We start from the raw sequence: 16,609 nt of genomic DNA on the forward strand, positions 1-16,609 counted from the left end.
ACGAGCTTTTTGGCTCGCTGGTCCGCCTATCCGATCCCCCTGCCAACGATCGACATCGAAAAAACACGCGTTCGTCATATCGGTAAAGTACCCTGAGCGTATGGATAAGAGACGCGATCCATGAGCCGACTACCCAAAGATCTACTCATCGGTAGATTCGTTCAATTACGAGCGAATGTTCGATTAAAAGTTTGCCATCACGGGGGAACCGATCCCGCGATGGTCTTTCTGCACGGGGGACTGGGAAATCGCTTTAACTGGCGCGATCAGTACGAGTATTTCGCCGATCGAGGGCGGGAGGTTCTCGTGTACGATCTCGCGGGTCACGGCGATTCTACCCCTTACCATCGCTATTCCCTGGGGCGACACTGCCGGGATCTCACCCGTCTCCTCCAAAAATACGGCATCCGCGAACCCATTCTCTGCTGTCATAGCTACGGGGTTCCCTTGGGCTTGGAGTGGGCGAATCGCAACGAGGTCAAGGGGATGGTATTGGTCGCGGGGGGAACCCACGATCTCGACCCGTGGTGGGAGATTCCCATGATGAAGGCGCTGAAGTGGGTGGGACGACATCTTTTTCATCTGCCGGGCCTGCAATCTCTGAGTAATGCCGTCTCGACCACCTATCGCGACCCGCGCCTCGATCGCTTTTTCCGAGAGAGTCCGATCCCGAAAGACATTCACGCGTATGACGCGCTGGAAATTTTCCAGGGTTATAATTTTTTCGATCGCTATCCGGACAGCCTTGTTTTTCAAATTCCGGTACTCGCGATCACGGGGGGAAACGATCCCTCTTTCTCGAAAGATATGGGGGACGATCTCGTGAGTCATTTTCAACGGGGGCAACATTTACATTTACCGTCAGCGGGTCATTTACTGATAGCCGAACAAGCCGAACAAGTGAACGCCGCGATCGATCGTTGGGTATCTACTTTATGAAAATTAACTGGAAATCGCTCCTCGGAATCGGCGCGCTGACAGTCACCCTTCTAGCCGGCACGGGCTATTGGTACGTGTTCGTAGCGGGCGCGCCGCAACTCGATCGCCCCGACACGTCCGCGCGGGGGACGGGACTGGATTTTCAAATGAAAAGTTTTTCGAGTGCGGCGATGGGAACGACCCGACAGTACGGCTTGATTCTCCCCCGCGATTACGACAAAAACCCCAAAAAACGTTACCCGGTGATTTTTTTCCTCCACGGGGGACACGACAATCAACGCGCCTGGGTGGATAAATACGGACTGATCCCCGTTTTGAATCAACTGTACGACGAGGGTAAACTGCCCGAAGCGATTATTATCACCCCGGACGGGAACGATAAACGGGGGTCGAGTCCCCTATTCGATCCCGATTATTATGACGGGCCGAACGGGAAAATCGGCACGTTAATCGGCTCGGAGTTGGTAAAAGAAGTAAAATACCGCTATCGTACCTACGACGATCCCCGACTCTGGGCGATCGGTGGTTTATCCTCCGGCGGATGGGGCGCGGTGAATATCGGTTTGAAAAATTTAAATCATTTCTGCGTCCTGTTCAGCCATCTCGGTTATTTTACCGACGATAGCGGCCCCGCCAACAGCCCGATCGATTTCGTGCGGACGATTCCCAAGGCGAAACTACAATGCGCGCGGATCTATATCGACGCGGGACAGGCCGATCCCGATTTCCTCGCCGATAGTCAACGCTTTCATCAGATTCTCGATAAATTAGGGGTGCAGAATGTTTTCTACGCTTTCCCCGGCGGTCACGGGATCAGCGGGCCCGATTACGGGTGGAACTATATACACAAACATTCTTTCGATTCTTTAACCTACGTGGGACGACAATTTAAACAGGCGTTACAACAATAGATAGGAAGTTAACTATTCGTTCCAACCCCCGTGTTATCGAAAAGGACTGTAATCGGCATTCGGGCGACCGCGCTATTAACGGCGATCGTCGGCATTATCAATGTATTTTCGGCGGTCACTCCCGGTTTAGCGGATCGGATCGCCCGGATCGATGGAATTTTCTCGATCGAGGTACGTCATTACGGGCATCTCTTCGCGGCGTTAAGCGGCTTTTTTCTCCTGACCCTCGCGCTCAATTTATCGCGCAGAAAACGACTAGCGTGGTTACTCACGGTTATTCTCCTCATTATCTCGATTCTCTCCCATTTAGTCAAAGGATTGGACGTGGAGGAGGGGCTAATTTCCGGGGTACTGTTAATCCAGTTACTCTTACTGCGAAAAGCGTTCACAGCCCGATCGGACCGTCCCTCGATCGCCCAAGGGGTTCGCGTCTTAATCGGCGCTTTATTCTTTACTATCGCCTACGGGACGGTGGGATTCTACCTTCTCGATACCCACTATCACATCAATTACAATTTTTTCGAGGCGCTACAACAAACCCTCGCCATGTTTTTCACCGAGGATAACGCGGGACTCAGCCCGAAAACCCGTTTCGGACAGTTTTTCGCGGATTCCATCTATATCATCGGCGCGGTTACTTCACTCTACGCTCTTTTTACCCTTTTCCGTCCCGTGATCCTTCACGATTCACCCGCTACGAGAATTCAAAGAGAGAGGGCGAAAGATATCGCGGAAAAATACGGGCGATCTTCCCTCGCTCGATTCACTCTTTTCGAGGATAAATTTTATTTTTTTAGCCCTTCCGGTCAAAGTTTTATCGCCTACGTTCCCAAAGGACGCGGGGCGATCGCCCTCGGCGATCCGATCGGCCCGGATAACGAACGACAAGAAACGATTACCGCGTTCGTTCAATTCTGTCAAGAAAACGATTGGTATCCCGCCTTCTATCAAGTGCTTCCGGACGATCTGGAACTGTACCGGAGGACGGGGTTTCAGACTTTAAAAATCGGCGAGGAAGCGATTATCGATCTAAAAGAATTTAGTTTACAGGGCAAATCGAATAAAAACCAGCGTAACATCATTAACCGCTTTACCAAACAGGGTAACGCGGTTCGATTTTACGATCCCCCGATCGCCGATGAGATCCTATCCCGTTTAAAAGTGGTTAGCGATGAATGGTTACAAACCGTGCGGGGATCGGAAAAAAAATTCTCTCTAGGCTGGTTTAATCATGAATACTTGAAAGATTGTTCGATCGCCACGGTGGAAACAGCGGGAGGGGAAATAATCGCTTTCGCGAACGTGGTTCCCGAATATCAACTGAACGAGATCACGATCGATCTCATGCGATTTAAAAAAGATCTCGAAAGCGGGACGATGGAATTCTTGATTTTGTCGATGTTGCAGAATTTCAAAGAAAAAGGCTACGATAGCTTTAACTTCGGACTGTCCGCGCTCGCGGGAGTCGGCGAAACCCCGAACGCGAACCGATTGGAAAAAGTTCTCGCTTATTTATATAAACATTTAAACCAGTTTTATAACTTTCAAGGATTACATACCTATAAAGCGAAGTTTCATCCCCGTTGGGAACCGCGCTATCTGATCTATCCGAGTCATCGGGTTTTACCGGAAGTGGTCGTCGCGTTAATCCGGGCCGATTCCGGCGATCGACTGCTAGATTATTTTAAACCGGGTTCGTAAATGCCGTCATCGCCTACCGTTTTTTCGATCGATAGACGATAGCCGCTATCCCCTTTACCGAAACTTCCGTTCCGACTCTGGAATCGGCACATCGTTAATACTCGCGAAACGACGCATCATTAAACCGTTTTCCGCGAACTCCCAATTTTCATTGCCGTAGGAACGATACCAGAAACCCGAATCATCGTGCCACTCGTACTCGAACCGCACCGCGATCCGATTCTCCAGAAAACACCACAGTTCTTTTTTCAAACGATAATCCAATTCTTTCGCCCATTTCCGTTTCAAAAACTCTTTAATCGCCGCCCGTCCGCTGAAAAACTCCGCCCGGTTGCGCCACTCGGAATTTTCGGTGTAGGCTAGGGCGACCCGTTCCGGATCGCGGGTATTCCAGGCATCTTCGGCCGCTTGTACCTTCGCTCTAGCGGTTTCTAGCGTGAACGGGGGAAAAGGCGGTTTACTTTCCATAAAAATTCCTCGATTACCGTTTATACCGATTGATTACAGCGCGAATCGCGACCGGGGGGTTCGATCGAAATCCTTAAATTTCCGAAAAGCGTCGCGTTTTTCGGTGGGTTACGCTTTGCTAACTCACCCTACGATAAATTCTCCTACAAATGCCCAGTTTTGACGTAAATTAGGCAACCTTCCCGACTGAAGGGAGTATGACGACTACCGGCCGGATTCCGAATCCAGGTTCCTTTCGGATAGCTACCGAACTCGTCTTCAAAAACTCCCTCTAAAACAAAAATCTCCTCCCCTCCCGGATGTCCGTGAGATTGAAAGTAAGTACCGCTTTCCCAGCGTACTAACGCGATATTCTCCGTTTTATAAGCGTGAAGCGGCAAAACCTCCAATCCCTCCACCAATCCGGGAACCCAAAGCGCCCGCGTGGTGTCGATCGATACCCGTTGGCGATCGTCCGGCGACATCTGCCATAATTTGACCAGTATCGTGCAACCCTCCCGACTAAACGGGCTGTGCGTCGAACCGACCGGATTTCGTATATAGGTTCCCGCGGGATAATCCCCGTTCTCATCGGAAAAAACGCCTTCCAGTACGAAAAATTCCTCGCCTCCCCCGTGCGTGTGCGCCGAGAAATGGCTATTCGCCTCGTAACGCACGATCGAGGTCGCCCGCGCCACTTCCTCCCCGTCCCGTTCCAACATTCGCCGTCGTACCCCCACCAGGGGAGAATCGATCCAGGGGAGTTCCTCGCTAGATACCACGACCCTCTGACTAAAATCCGCATGAAGTTTCATAATTTCCTCTAAAATACTAGAATACAGCGATTTCATTGCCCATAAAAACCTATAGAGGCTTGTTTACCCCCGATTACTGACTCCTGACTCCTGACTCCTGACTCCTGACTCCACGAGCCATCGCTTCGAGTCTAAAAACGGCGAGAATTCGGGTTCCGACCACCGTAGGGGAAGACCGCCCTCGATTCGGTAGCCTTTTTCCAGATGAAAGCGTAGTAACCGTTCCGCGCCCGCGTATTCGCGAATTTCCGCGCCCTCCCATATTACGGTAGCGGTTCCGGTCAGATAAAGAAGATCGCCTCGATCGAAATCGATAAAAATCAGCCCCGCGCGCGGGTTCAATTGCAGGTTCCCGAAGGTATTGAAATGAAAATTGCCAGAAAAGTCGGGAATCGTTAGGGTTCGGGAATCATCGACGCGAACGAAACCAGGATTCCCCCCGCGATGGGAAACGTCCACTCCCCGCGCGGCCGATTCGTTCCGATAAGCGGTCGCGATAAAAAAGGTATCGGCCGCGGTGATCATCGCGCGTTCCCGTTCCCCGAAATTTTCGACCCGATAGACGGGTTTCGGTGATTCCGATTCGTTTTCCCATAACTCGAACGCCCGCGCTTGAATATACTGCGGACAGTTGCCGAAACTTTGCCCGACTTGTACCTCGAATCCATCCGCGGATAGATTTCTGATCGTTCCGTTTAAACGATTCCGGCGACGGGTGTGTAATTCAATGCCGAGAAGGCCGATATCCCCGCCATTTTCCAGATTTTCCGCCAGAGGATCGCCGGAAAGCGGCATCTTCATCACCCGCAACGTTCGATCGTCCGGTGACGAGAGAAAGCCCGGTTTCCCCACCAGAATCGAAGCCCAGGGATGCCCGTCCGCGTCCACCGTCCCCACCAGTATATAGGGCAGTTGAGAATAGAACTGTCGGTGTTGTTCGGGGAGATATTCGCGGATTACCCGTCGTCCTTGCCTATCCATGCGCTCCCGCAGTCCGAAGCGCTCCTGTATCGCCAATTCCCCCGCGTGAAAGGGCGATTCCTCCCGCTCCCATCCCGGATTATTTGCCATAGTTATATGCCTCGCGTGGAAATTCGATATTTTCGTTGATAAAGGAGTCAAGAATCTTTAAATTCGAGTTTTCAGGTATTTTGGACTGTTTATTAACGATTTACTGACTCCTGACTCCTGACTCCTGACTCCTGACTCCCCCGCACTTACAATCCCGCCATCGGCACGTAACCGGGAAGTTGTTTGATCCGATCGATCCAGGCGACTACATTGGGATAGGGAGCGAGATCGATCTTGCCGTCCCCCGAAAGAGCCACGTAGGGAAAAACGGCGATATCGGCGATAGTCGGTCGATCGAACTCTAACCACTCCCGATCGCTAAGATGCTTATCCAGTAACGTCAGAATATACTCGGCTTTCTGGTAGGCCCGATCGATATCGATACCCGTCGCACCGAAAAGATGGTACAGCCGCGCGCTTTCCGGCCCCTGACGGATTTCTCCCGCGGTCGTCGATAACCAACGAACCACGCGCGCGAGGGGTAACGGTTCGAGAGCCAGCCAGCGATCGCCCCCGTATTGCCCCGCTAGATAGACTAAAATCGCCTGAGCGTCCGCTAATCGCGTATCCCCATCTATCAATAGAGGAACCTGTCCGAAAGGATTTAAAGCGAGGTATTCCGGCGATTTGTGTTCCCCTTTCATCAGATCCACCCGAATCCATTCGTATTCGAGGTTTAAAAGCTCCAAGAAAAGGCGAACTTTATAGCTATTGCCCGATAATTCGTGTCCGTAGAGTTTAATCATTGTTTTGGCTCCTTTTAAGTTTACTTTTGTTTGAAAGGCTCTAAATCTAGAATTCGAGCATCGATCCCCGCGACCGCGGAATCACCGTCTCTCCCTTACCGGCGAACATTCGCGCCAGCCGAACCCCCATCCGTCCCGTACCCGAAATCCCGATCGTTGTCATTATTCTAACTTCCTACTAATTGGATGTTTAACGGGTAAAAAAATTAGCCTTTGACCAAACGGACTAACTGTTCGATCGTCTCGTGCAGTTGGGGCGCTCCCCTCTGAACCCTGGCGACTAACATACCGCCCTCTAGGCTTCCGAAGATCAGCGAGGCCATCGCCCGCGTCTCGCCGGCGAAACGGAAACTCCCGTCCTGACGGCCCGATTCTAGTAGTCTCTCTAGCCGTTCCTCGTTCGCCTCGTAGAAACCCCGGACGCGCTCGATCGAGGGATGGTTCAGGCTGGCCAACTCCGCTCCCAACATGGCGCAGAGACAGGCTTTATCGCCGTCGCCACTGCCGAGGGTGGCCGTGAACAGACCGCAGTAACGCCGCAGTTTCCCCTCCGGGGAATCGCCCGAATCCCAGATCCCGTCCACGACACGCAGAAATCGACCGTTATATCGATCGAGTAGGGCGGCCAGTAAATCGTCCTTTTTCGGGAAATGGGTGTGAATACTGGCTTTCCGAATGCCCACGCGCTCGCTGATGTCCTGATAGCTCATCCCGTTCACGCCGACGCGTTGGATAAGCTCTTGCGCCACATCGAGGATCTGGGTTTTGGTGTCTGTCTGTTTCATAACACCATCCTACCTACTGATAGGTAAAGTGTCAAGGGGGCGATCGAAAAAAATAGTTGACGGGAAACCGACGGGTTACAAGCCCCCCTTTGGAAGAGAAAAGTTTGTGGAGGGAAGCTCCGACTCGGGACAAAAACCCACCTCCCGCCTCCCGCCCCCTCTGACCTCCGGCTCCCCGTTCCCCGCCTCCCGCTCCCCACTCCCCTTTTTTGCTATACTGGCAACTGTAACTAGGTAGACATCCCGACTACCTACCCCATCACTAAAACCTTTAGGGAAGTGGGTTCCGCCCGCTTTTTTTATTGCCCGTCAATATGACTCACCCTCTGATCCCCGCCCTGTTCGAGATAGCCAACCCCATCGCCCGCGACCTAGGACTGGAAATTGTCGAGATCGTTTTTCAAACCAATAAACGGCCTCCCGTCCTGCGCGTCGATATCCGGAACCTCGACAGCGATACCGGGTTAGAGGACTGCGAGAAAATGAGTCGCGCTTTAGAAACCGCCCTAGACAGCGCGGAGATCTTGCCGGGGGCTTACGTGTTAGAGATCTCTAGCCCCGGCATCTCCCGGCAACTGACCACCGATCGAGAATTTACCACCTTTAAAGGATTTGCGGTGATCGTCACGACGCGAGAGGAAGACGGGGGAACCAAAGAGTGGCGGGGAAAACTGCAAGGAAGGGACGAGGGAACGATTTATCTCAACCAAAAAGGACGGGCGCTCGAACTGGCCCGTCCCTCGATCGTCAGCGTGCGATTGGACGATCGACGCTAAACCAATTGAATACCGCTCGTAAGGAGAGAAATAAGAGATGGCACTCGTTAATTTGCCCGGTTTAAAAGACATGATCGAGGAGATCAGTCAACGGCACAGTTTACCGAAAAGCGCGGTACAGGAAGCCCTTCGGGAAGCTTTACTCAAAGGATACGAGCGCTACCGTCGCGCCCAGAACCTGGAAAAAGCGGCGCAATTTCACGAGGACTACTTCGATAACTTCGACGTGGAACTCGATGTCGAGGAAGAGGGATTCCGGATTCTCTCCACCAAAACCATCGTCGAGGAAGTCACCAACAGCGACCACCACATCGGCCTCAAAGAAGTGCAGGAAGTGGCCGACGAGGCGCAATTAGGCGATGAGGTCGTCCTGGATGTCACCCCGGATCAGAAAGAATTCGGCCGGATGGCCGCGATCCAAACCAAACAGGTTCTCCTGCAAAAACTCCGCGACGGCCAGCGGAAACTGATTCAGGAGGAATTCCAAGACCTAGAAAACACCGTTTTACAGGCGCGCGTCACCCGCTTCGAGCGCCAGGCGGTGATCGTCATGGTACAGAGCGCCTACGGACAGCCGGAAGTGGAAGCCGAGTTACCCAAACGCGAACAACTCCCCAACGATAGTTATCGGGCCAACACCACCTTTAAAGTCCTGCTGAAAAAAGTGCGCGAGGGATCGCATCGCGGGCCGCAGTTAATCGTGTCCCGGGCCGCGGCCGGTCTCGTCGTCTACCTGTTCGCCAACGAGGTGCCGGAAATCGAGGAGGAAATCGTCCGGATCGTCGCCGTGGCGCGGGAGGCCAATCCCCCCTCGCGTCACGTCGGCGCGCGCACGAAAATCGCCGTCGATACCCTAGAACGCGACGTCGATCCCGTGGGTGCCTGTATCGGCGCGCGGGGATCGCGGATTCAGGCGGTAGTTAACGAACTCCGCGGCGAAAAAATCGACGTGATCCGCTGGTCGCCCGATCCCGCCACCTATATCGCCAACGCGCTCAGTCCGGCGCGGGTCGATCGGGTGTTATTGACCAACGCCGACGAACGACAGGCGTTAGTGTTGGTGGCCGAGGATCAGTTGAGTTTGGCGATCGGGAAAGAGGGTCAGAACGTCCGTCTCGCCGCGCGATTGACCGGCTGGAAGATCGATATCAAGGACATCGCTAAATATAATCCCGACGCGGTGGAAGCCCCGATCGACCCGGACGGCCCGGATAGCGATCTAGAATCGGAATGAAACGGGCGATCGGTTATCGACGGTGCGCGAGTTGTCGCCGGGTCGGTCCGAAAGAGTCCTTCTGGCGGATCGTCCGGGTACATCCATCGCGACAGGTACAATTGGATAGCGGCATGGGGCGATCGGCCTATCTTTGCCCCACCGACTCCTGCCTACGACTCGCCAAACAGAAAAATCGCCTCGGTCGCGCCCTGAAGGCCAACGTTCCCGAGTCGCTCTACGAAACGCTCCGCCAACGACTGAGCGACACGGGAACGGGAGAGAAATAAGATTGATGATCGGGGAACAAAATCGTTAGCATAGAAATGGGGAAAACAATTCGGCACTCTCGACACGAAAAAGACAATCCAAAATACTGTAGCTGGGGGATAATGGATGAGTAACACGAAGTTCAGAATTTACGATTTATCAAAAGAATTGAATCTAGACAACAAAGACCTATTGGCGATCTGCGATCGGTTAAATATCGAGTACAAGAGCCACAGTAGCACCATCAGCGAAGAAGATGCCGATCGCGTTAGAGCGAGCGCGGCTAAGTACCGGCCTACCGGTACACCGAAAACCCGTCCGGCGCGGGAAGTCTCTCCCCCCCGTCCGATGCTCGAACGAAAACAACAGATTTTAGCGGTCAAACACCATCGAACCTCCGAGAGCGAGGGACAGCCGGACACGAGACCCGCCCCCCGCGCGCTCATCAATCCTCCCCGTCTTCCCGCTCAACCGCAAACCTCCCCCGTCAGCCCAGTCGTCGGAGTTGTCAACGTGGCCGAAGAGAACAACGGAGTAAATTCCTCCCCTCCCCAGATTTTACCGAAATCTCCCCTAAATCCCCCGAAAACTCCCAGCCGTCCGGACGCGTCCCGAGAAACGGTAGCGCCGATCGCGGAAGAGGCGAAAGTTGCCACGCCTCCCGTCCCGCCCTCGCTCGCCGCCGCCCCCGCCGCCCCGCCCCGTCCTCCCGAATCCCCGAGAAAATCGAGCGCCGCCCCGCCGGTTCCCGCCGGTAACGCCGAGAAACCGCGGCGCGACGGGCGCGAAAAACCCTCCCGCGAAACGGAACGACGGGTAACGGGGGAAAAACCTGAAAAACCGACGTTAACGTTAAAAAGCGACAACAAACCCGCCCGAACCGCCGAACCGGCCAAAGAAGTCCGGCCGACCCCCGAACTCAAGCGCCCGTCGATCCGTCCCGTCGCTCCCGCCAAAACCACGACGGCGGAACCGGGTGCGGCGGCCAGAGGAACCCCCGACGAGTCGGACCGGATCGAGACCCTGGGAACAGACGAACCCTTCAAAATAAAGGTCAAACGTCCCACGTCCCCGATTCGTCCCGGGAAGAAAGCCGGTTGGGAAGAGGAGGAAGAAGAAGAAAGAAAAGCCGTCAAAGTCGCCAAAGGAACGGGCAAAAACAAGCGAAAATCGCAGGTTCTGTTCGAGGATGATGAGGACCTAGACGCGGAACTCAACGCTTCCCTAAATGCGCCGAGTTTCAGCCTCTCGACGGCGCGCCCCCCGAAACCCCCCTCGGCGAAAGCGGCCACCGCCATCACTCCCGCTTCAACGGTACGGGTCAAACGACCGACAAAACCGGATACCGAGCGTCGGAGCGCGAGAGTCGATCGCCGGGAAGTGCAAGAGGAAACCCGTCCGGAGAGCATCGTCCTCGAGGGCAGTCTCACCGTTCGCGATCTGGCGGAAGCCCTGAAAATTCCCGAAACGGAAATTATCAAAATTCTGTTTTTCAAGGGCATGGCGGTCAATATCACCCAAACGCTCGACGTGGACACGATCGAGTTGATCGCGGGGGAACTGGGCGTGACGGTAGAGGCCCCCGGCGAACGCTTCGCCGCGACCAAAACCACGGAAATGCTCGACGAGTCGGATCTGGAAAATCTCCAGCGCCGTCCCCCGGTGGTCACGATCATGGGTCACGTCGATCACGGGAAAACCACCCTCCTCGACTCGATCCGCAAGACCAAAGTGGCCCAGGGAGAAGCCGGCGGGATCACCCAGCATATCGGCGCGTACCACGTCGATGTGGAGCATAACGGCAGACCGGAACAGATCGTCTTCCTCGACACTCCCGGTCACGAAGCCTTTACCGCCATGCGCGCGCGCGGGGCGAGAGTCACCGATATCGCCGTGTTGGTGGTGGCCGCCGATGACGGGGTACAACCGCAAACGCGGGAAGCGATCTCGCACGCGCGGGCGGCGGGAGTGCCGATCGTCGTGGCCATTAACAAGGTCGATAAACCCGACTCTAACCCCGATCGCATTAAACAGGAACTCACCGAACAGGGTCTCGTGGCCGAGGATTGGGGTGGCGAAACGATCATGGTTCCCGTCAGCGCCTTAAGAGGGCAGAATCTCGATAACCTGTTGGAGATGATCCTGCTCGTCTCGGAAGTGGAAGAACTCTCGGCCAACCCCGATCGACTGGCGAAAGGAACGGTCATCGAGGCCAACCTCGATCGGGCCCGCGGGCCGGTCGCCACCCTTCTCGTCCAGAACGGAACGTTGAGAGTCGGCGATTCGATCGTCGCGGGCGCGGTCTTCGGGAAAATCCGGGCGATGATCGACGATCGGGGCGCGAAAGTCGATGCCGCCACCCCGTCCTTCGCCGTCGAGGTCTTGGGATTGAGCGATGTACCCGCCGCCGGGGACGAGTTCGACGTGTACGCGAGCGAGAAAGAAGCCCGAGCGATCGCCGACGAGCGATCGATCGAGCGTCGCAACACCCGACTACAACAGGCCCTATCCTCCCGTCGCGTCAGCCTCAGCACCCTATCGGCCCAAGCCCAAGAAGGACAGCTTAAGGAACTCAACCTCATCCTGAAGGCGGACGTACAGGGGTCGGTGGAAGCCATTCTCGGCTCGCTCCAACAACTGCCGCAGAACGAAGTCCAGATCCGCGTTCTCCTCGCCTCCGCGGGAGAGATTACCGAGACCGACGTGGATCTCGCCGCCGCCAGTGGAGCCGTCATCGTCGGCTTTAACACCACCCTCGCCAGCGGGGCCCGCTCCGCCGCCGATCGGGAGGGCGTGGACGTTCGCGACTACAATATCATCTACAAGCTTCTCGACGACATCCAAGGGGCGATGGAAGGTCTCCTCGATCCCGAAGAGATCGAGGAACCCCTCGGACAAGCCGAAGTGCGCGCCGTCTTCCCCGTCGGTCGCGGGGCCGTCGCCGGTTGTTACGTGCAATCCGGGAAACTGGTACGGAACAAGTTCGCGCGAGTGCGCCGGGGCAAAGAGATTCTCTATCAAGGTGTTCTCGATTCCCTGAAACGGATGAAGGAAGACGCGAGAGAGGTCAACACCGGCTTCGAGTGCGGGGTCGGGATTTCCAAGTTCAACGACTGGAAAGAAGGCGACATTATCGAAGCCTACGATATGGTGATGAAACGTCGTACTTTATCCAGTTAGCGAGAGATAGGGAGATGGGGAGTTTTTCGGGAAAAGGAGAAGGGTAAAAGGGAAAAGGCTACTTCATGATTCCTTCCCTTTCTCCTGACCCCTCCTGCCTCCTGCCTGCAAAATTATGAAATCAGAACCTTTTCTTTGGATTCATCTCGCGGGAATCGCCGCGTTTCCTCTATTTTTACAGATCGCTTGGGTGGGATTGGCGATCGGCGATCCCCTGCCGTTTTTCTGGCCCGAATGGATATTTTTAATCGCGATCGCCGTCGTGCCGATCACCTGGATGCAGTGGGCCCGGCCTTTCGATATTTTCAGCCTGCTGATCGTCGCCCTGAAACCCGATCGCCTCACCCCCGAACAACTGAAAATTCTCTCCCTGTTCAAACGTCCCCGTCACCGAGCGATCACCATTCTCGGAACGGTTTTATTCCTCGCCATCGTCTGGCAGGTGTACCGATACGCGCCCCTCGCCGCCTCGGTCGCCGGATATTTCCCGCAATGGCGATTGTTAGGGCTATCGATCGCCGCTATCGCCTTATTGCTCGCCCATCTCTTCCTACAGGTTCCCCTGAGTGTTCTCGCGGTCTTAGTTACCAACGATCGAACCTGGACGGAGATCGAACCCGTCACGGTCGATCGCATTCTCCAACTCTTTACCCTGTTCGGTCTGAAAGTAAATAAAATCCTCCCACCGATAGAGGCTAATTAACCTTTTCCTCGCTAATGAAGGTGATACCGGTCCATTCCCCTTTCTCGTTGTAGGAACGAACGAGCCTCTGGCGACGGGTGGGGGAGAGTAACCAGCCCATTTCTAACACGAAACGATGACCCGGAACGATTTTCAGGGGAGTATTACAGGAAACGCCATCGGCAAGGAGTAAAACCTGTACCGAGAGCGGACTGTTTTCAAAAAGGAGTCGGGAACCGTCGATCCGGGCGATCGAGGAGATCGAACCATCCCCGAAAGTCAGGGTTTGAGAAAGATGGTTTTCGTCCTGGCGGGCGATCGTTAAACGGGTAGGGAAGGGGGGAGAAGTATACCAGTCGCGACCCGTCGTTTGTGCCTGACCTCGCCACTCGCCGAGTAATTGTTCTACCGTGAGCGGAGATCTTTCTAGTTGCTCCGATCCCGCTAATTTCTCTCGGATTAAGGTTAATTGTGCAAACTCGGAGCGATCGTTAAAAAATTGAACCAATCGCGCCCTTCTTTCCCCGTCGAGCAACCCGAATTCCGCGCCGAACCCCGCGGTAAAGGAACTAAAATAGAGAGAACCCTGTGAGAAAGCCCCCGTTTGGCCGAATAGAATACTTTGATTGAGCGAACTATATTCTAAAATTAAATCTTCGGGAGGGCGATCGGGGTGGAGACGACGAACGACCTGATGGAGTGTTTTTCCCTCGTTCCGACTTTCCAAGGAAACGATCGTCGGGGTATCTTCGAGAAACTCCCCCCGCGGTAACAAACGAGTGAAAGATCCTTGCCATTCACCGAGATTTTTGAAAAGATATTCCCACTGTGAGAGCATAATTTTGACAGCGACTGGAGGCAACGGGACAGGATCGATGGGAAAAATTCGACTCATGCACGCTAAACTACACCGAGTCCGCGTGAGCGCCGCTAATGTTGATTATATCGGGAGTATCACCATCGATCGGGCGTTGCTCGATCGGGTGGGTATCCTGCCGCTAGAAGAGGTCGATATCGTCAACCTCGATAACGGTAAACGTTTCTCTACCTACGTTTTCCCCGGCGAGGAGGGGGAAGTCTGTCCCAACGGAGGCGCCGCCTTACTCTGCCAACCGGGAGACACATTAATTATCTACGCTTACGAGGAGCGCGATCGACAGGACGTTTTAGAAGTCGGACATCTCGCGAAAGTCCTCGTCGCCGACGAACAGAATCGATGTCAGCAGTTTTTCGAGCAAACCCTCATCCCCCGCGCCGACGGACAGGGAGTGGAGTTTTATAGCAAAGAAACGGAGTGATGGGGAGGTGAGGGAGATGAGGAGATGGAGAAAGAATATATATTGTTGTTTCCTCCTGACTCCTGACTCCTGACTCCTGACTCCTGACTCCTGACTCCTACCTCCTGACTCCTGACTCCTACCTCCCGGTGTTTTCCATCGATCGAGGTCAATCGGTTAACTTTCCCGCCATAATAGATAAGTAATGTAAATTTTCTTAAGAAAAACCCCCATGCGTGTAATTCTCATGACCGGAAAAGGGGGCGTGGGGAAAACCTCCGTCGCCGCCGCTACAGGACTCCGTTGCGCTGAACTCGGCTATAAAACGTTAGTTCTCAGTACCGATCCCGCTCACTCGCTCGCGGATAGCTTCGATCTCGAATTAGGTCACGATCCCCGGCTGGTGCGGCCGAACCTCTGGGGGGCGGAACTCGACGCGCTGATGGAACTGGAAGGCAACTGGGGAGCGGTAAAACGGTATATCACGCAGGTATTGCAAGCCAGAGGCTTAGACGGGGTTCAGGCGGAAGAATTGGCGATCTTACCGGGGATGGATGAAATTTTCGGCTTAGTTCGCATGAAACGCCACTACGACGAGGGAACCTACGATGTGCTGATTATCGATTCCGCTCCGACGGGAACGGCTCTACGGTTGCTGAGTCTGCCAGAGGTCAGCGGCTGGTACATGAGAAGATTTTACAAACCGTTACAGGGGATGTCCGTCGCGTTGCGGCCGATCGTCGAGCCGATTTTCCGGCCGATCGCCGGTTTTTCCCTACCCGATAAGGAGGTAATGGACGCTCCCTACGAGTTTTACGAGCAGATCGAGGCGTTAGAGAAGGTTTTGACCGATAATACCCAAACCTCGGTGCGATTGGTGACGAATCCCGAAAAAATGGTGATTAAAGAATCCCTGCGCGCCCACGCTTATCTCAGTCTCTACAATGTCTCGACGGATTTAATTATCGCGAACCGGATTATTCCCGAGGAAGTCACCGATCCTTTCTTCCAACGCTGGAAAGACAATCAAAAAACATATAAAAAGGAAATTCACGATAATTTCCACCCGCTCCCGGTGAAGGAAGTGCCGCTTTATTCGGAGGAAATGTGCGGGATCGACGCGCTGATCCGATTGAAGAATACTCTTTTTCAAGAGGATGAAGATCCGACACAGGTGTATTACCGGGAAACCACGGTTCGCGTGGTTCAGGAGAAGAATAATTATAGTCTGGAGCTATATTTACCCGGTGTACCGAAGGAGCAGGTACAACTGAATAAAACGGGGGACGAGTTGAATATCCGGATCGGCAATCACCGTCGGAATTTGGTATTACCCCAGGCTCTCGCCGCGCTGAATCCCGCGGGCGCGAAAATGGAAGAGGATTACTTGAAAATTCGCTTTCAGGCCGTTTAATCCGACGGTGATCGATTATAAATAGGTGGAGGTCGATCGCAATTCATCGGGGATAGGATGATCGGGGGTGAACTCTAGTATCGTTTCCGAGTGACCGAGATAACCGGAAGCGGCGAAACAGAGTAACATCCGCGATAGGGCGATCCAAACTTCGGGATCGAATTCCCAATCCTCTCCCTTTCTCGCGTGACAGGCGATCGATCTCAGCGCCCAGTAGAAACTGTTGCGGACGATCGAGCCGCCTTTTTTGTAAGCCGGTAGGGATTCAGAATCGATGTAAAGAATATTTTCTCGAACAAACGCTTTCATAAGATTTAGGAGGCAGGGGGCAGGAGGCAGGAGGCAGGAGGCAGGAGGCAGGAGGCAGGAGGCAGGAGGCAGG

General features: G+C 54.2%; 18 protein-coding genes. 10 read left to right on the forward strand and 8 right to left on the reverse strand.

The window, feature by feature from the left end; genetic code table 11:
* The first annotated feature begins 120 nt into the window (after positions 1-120).
* From V0288_RS06940 to V0288_RS06950, 3 genes are read left to right on the forward strand one after another with little or no spacing between them, the layout of a single operon-like run.
* Positions 121-939 (forward strand): alpha/beta fold hydrolase, encoded by an 819-nt coding sequence (locus tag V0288_RS06940; protein ID WP_332864325.1) that lies wholly within the window; start codon positions 121-123, stop codon positions 937-939.
* Entirely contained in the window at positions 936-1,850 is a 915-nt protein-coding gene (locus V0288_RS06945; protein WP_332864326.1) for an alpha/beta hydrolase, read from the forward strand. The genes V0288_RS06940 and V0288_RS06945 overlap by 4 nt, the downstream gene beginning before the upstream one ends.
* Positions 1,851-1,880: 30 nt before the next feature.
* Positions 1,881-3,551 (forward strand): phosphatidylglycerol lysyltransferase domain-containing protein, encoded by a 1,671-nt coding sequence (locus V0288_RS06950; RefSeq protein ID WP_332864327.1) that lies wholly within the window; start codon positions 1,881-1,883, stop codon positions 3,549-3,551.
* A gap of 54 nt (positions 3,552-3,605) precedes the next feature.
* Here V0288_RS06950 and V0288_RS06955 read toward each other — a convergent pair whose 3' ends face one another.
* From V0288_RS06955 to V0288_RS06975, 5 genes are all read right to left on the reverse strand, one after another.
* Positions 3,606-4,019 carry a nuclear transport factor 2 family protein gene (locus V0288_RS06955; protein WP_332864328.1) on the reverse strand — a complete coding sequence of 138 codons (414 nt, stop codon included), beginning with the start codon at positions 4,017-4,019 and terminating at the stop codon, positions 3,606-3,608.
* A 143-nt stretch (positions 4,020-4,162) separates the two neighbouring features.
* Positions 4,163-4,813 carry a cupin domain-containing protein gene (locus V0288_RS06960; protein ID WP_332864329.1) on the reverse strand — a complete coding sequence of 217 codons (651 nt, stop codon included), beginning with the start codon at positions 4,811-4,813 and terminating at the stop codon, positions 4,163-4,165.
* A gap of 63 nt (positions 4,814-4,876) precedes the next feature.
* Positions 4,877-5,884 carry a pyridoxamine 5'-phosphate oxidase family protein gene (locus V0288_RS06965; protein ID WP_332864330.1) on the reverse strand — a complete coding sequence of 336 codons (1,008 nt, stop codon included), beginning with the start codon at positions 5,882-5,884 and terminating at the stop codon, positions 4,877-4,879.
* Positions 5,885-6,030: 146 nt separating this feature from the next.
* Positions 6,031-6,630, reverse strand: coding sequence for a glutathione S-transferase family protein (locus tag V0288_RS06970; protein WP_332864331.1), 600 nt, complete (start codon positions 6,628-6,630; stop codon positions 6,031-6,033).
* Positions 6,631-6,836: 206 nt separating this feature from the next.
* A complete protein-coding gene (locus tag V0288_RS06975; RefSeq protein ID WP_332864332.1) occupies positions 6,837-7,415 on the reverse strand; it encodes a TetR/AcrR family transcriptional regulator in 579 nt (192 codons plus the stop codon).
* Between the two features lie 314 nt (positions 7,416-7,729).
* Here V0288_RS06975 and rimP point away from each other — a divergent pair, with 314 nt between their 5' ends.
* From rimP to V0288_RS07000, 5 genes are all read left to right on the forward strand, one after another.
* Positions 7,730-8,191, forward strand: a complete 462-nt coding sequence (rimP, locus tag V0288_RS06980; protein WP_332864333.1) for a ribosome maturation factor RimP — start codon at positions 7,730-7,732, stop codon at positions 8,189-8,191.
* A gap of 37 nt (positions 8,192-8,228) precedes the next feature.
* Positions 8,229-9,425, forward strand: coding sequence for a transcription termination factor NusA (nusA, locus tag V0288_RS06985; RefSeq protein WP_332864334.1), 1,197 nt, complete (start codon positions 8,229-8,231; stop codon positions 9,423-9,425).
* Positions 9,422-9,694: a YlxR family protein gene (locus V0288_RS06990; RefSeq protein ID WP_332864335.1), complete on the forward strand. Its 273-nt coding sequence runs from the start codon at positions 9,422-9,424 to the stop codon at positions 9,692-9,694. The genes nusA and V0288_RS06990 overlap by 4 nt, the downstream gene beginning before the upstream one ends.
* A gap of 106 nt (positions 9,695-9,800) precedes the next feature.
* A complete protein-coding gene (infB, locus tag V0288_RS06995) occupies positions 9,801-12,854 on the forward strand; it encodes a translation initiation factor IF-2 (RefSeq protein ID WP_332864336.1) in 3,054 nt (1,017 codons plus the stop codon).
* A 115-nt stretch (positions 12,855-12,969) separates the two neighbouring features.
* Complete coding sequence (locus V0288_RS07000; protein ID WP_332864337.1) at positions 12,970-13,557, forward strand: low-complexity tail membrane protein; 588 nt, start codon at positions 12,970-12,972, stop codon at positions 13,555-13,557.
* Here V0288_RS07000 and V0288_RS07005 read toward each other — a convergent pair.
* Positions 13,550-14,374 carry a DUF3598 family protein gene (locus tag V0288_RS07005; protein WP_332864338.1) on the reverse strand — a complete coding sequence of 275 codons (825 nt, stop codon included), beginning with the start codon at positions 14,372-14,374 and terminating at the stop codon, positions 13,550-13,552. The two genes, V0288_RS07000 and V0288_RS07005, sit on opposite strands and share 8 nt — an antisense overlap.
* A 37-nt stretch (positions 14,375-14,411) precedes the next feature.
* Between V0288_RS07005 and panD the strand changes: the two genes are divergently transcribed.
* The gene (panD, locus tag V0288_RS07010; RefSeq protein ID WP_332864345.1) at positions 14,412-14,834 is read left to right on the forward strand and encodes an aspartate 1-decarboxylase; all 423 of its coding nucleotides are present in this window, start codon (positions 14,412-14,414) and stop codon (positions 14,832-14,834) included.
* On the opposite strand, the gene V0288_RS07015 is transcribed toward panD, so the two are convergent.
* Positions 14,813-14,986 (reverse strand): hypothetical protein, encoded by a 174-nt coding sequence (locus tag V0288_RS07015; protein WP_332864339.1) that lies wholly within the window; start codon positions 14,984-14,986, stop codon positions 14,813-14,815. The genes panD and V0288_RS07015 overlap by 22 nt on opposite strands.
* A gap of 59 nt (positions 14,987-15,045) precedes the next feature.
* On the opposite strand from V0288_RS07015, the gene V0288_RS07020 reads away from it, so the two are divergent.
* The gene (locus tag V0288_RS07020; protein WP_332864340.1) at positions 15,046-16,227 is read left to right on the forward strand and encodes a TRC40/GET3/ArsA family transport-energizing ATPase; all 1,182 of its coding nucleotides are present in this window, start codon (positions 15,046-15,048) and stop codon (positions 16,225-16,227) included.
* Between the two features lie 15 nt (positions 16,228-16,242).
* On the opposite strand, the gene V0288_RS07025 is transcribed toward V0288_RS07020, so the two are convergent.
* Complete coding sequence (locus V0288_RS07025) at positions 16,243-16,536, reverse strand: hypothetical protein (RefSeq protein WP_422661925.1); 294 nt, start codon at positions 16,534-16,536, stop codon at positions 16,243-16,245.
* Positions 16,537-16,609: the final 73 nt, after the last annotated feature.

This window comes from Pannus brasiliensis CCIBt3594 (genome assembly GCF_036688125.1).
Taxonomy (GTDB): domain Bacteria; phylum Cyanobacteriota; class Cyanobacteriia; order Cyanobacteriales; family Microcystaceae; genus Pannus; species Pannus brasiliensis.

Bases quoted from the DNA above. Each gene is read 5' to 3' on its own strand.
- V0288_RS06990 (WP_332864335.1), top strand. From the start codon at position 9,422: ATGAAACGGGCGATCGGTTATCGACGGTGCGCGAGTTGTCGCCGGGTC.
- V0288_RS07005 (WP_332864338.1), bottom strand. From the start codon at position 14,374: ATGCTCTCACAGTGGGAATATCTTTTCAAAAATCTCGGTGAATGGCAA.
- V0288_RS06960 (WP_332864329.1), bottom strand. From the start codon at position 4,813: ATGAAACTTCATGCGGATTTTAGTCAGAGGGTCGTGGTATCTAGCGAG.
- panD (WP_332864345.1), top strand. From the start codon at position 14,412: ATGGGAAAAATTCGACTCATGCACGCTAAACTACACCGAGTCCGCGTG.
- V0288_RS06975 (WP_332864332.1), bottom strand. From the start codon at position 7,415: ATGAAACAGACAGACACCAAAACCCAGATCCTCGATGTGGCGCAAGAG.
- V0288_RS06955 (WP_332864328.1), bottom strand. From the start codon at position 4,019: ATGGAAAGTAAACCGCCTTTTCCCCCGTTCACGCTAGAAACCGCTAGA.
- V0288_RS07025 (WP_422661925.1), bottom strand. From the start codon at position 16,536: ATGAAAGCGTTTGTTCGAGAAAATATTCTTTACATCGATTCTGAATCC.
- V0288_RS06970 (WP_332864331.1), bottom strand. From the start codon at position 6,630: ATGATTAAACTCTACGGACACGAATTATCGGGCAATAGCTATAAAGTT.
- infB (WP_332864336.1), top strand. From the start codon at position 9,801: ATGAGTAACACGAAGTTCAGAATTTACGATTTATCAAAAGAATTGAAT.
- V0288_RS06965 (WP_332864330.1), bottom strand. From the start codon at position 5,884: ATGGCAAATAATCCGGGATGGGAGCGGGAGGAATCGCCCTTTCACGCG.
- V0288_RS07000 (WP_332864337.1), top strand. From the start codon at position 12,970: ATGAAATCAGAACCTTTTCTTTGGATTCATCTCGCGGGAATCGCCGCG.
- V0288_RS07020 (WP_332864340.1), top strand. From the start codon at position 15,046: ATGCGTGTAATTCTCATGACCGGAAAAGGGGGCGTGGGGAAAACCTCC.
- rimP (WP_332864333.1), top strand. From the start codon at position 7,730: ATGACTCACCCTCTGATCCCCGCCCTGTTCGAGATAGCCAACCCCATC.
- V0288_RS06945 (WP_332864326.1), top strand. From the start codon at position 936: ATGAAAATTAACTGGAAATCGCTCCTCGGAATCGGCGCGCTGACAGTC.
- nusA (WP_332864334.1), top strand. From the start codon at position 8,229: ATGGCACTCGTTAATTTGCCCGGTTTAAAAGACATGATCGAGGAGATC.
- V0288_RS06940 (WP_332864325.1), top strand. From the start codon at position 121: ATGAGCCGACTACCCAAAGATCTACTCATCGGTAGATTCGTTCAATTA.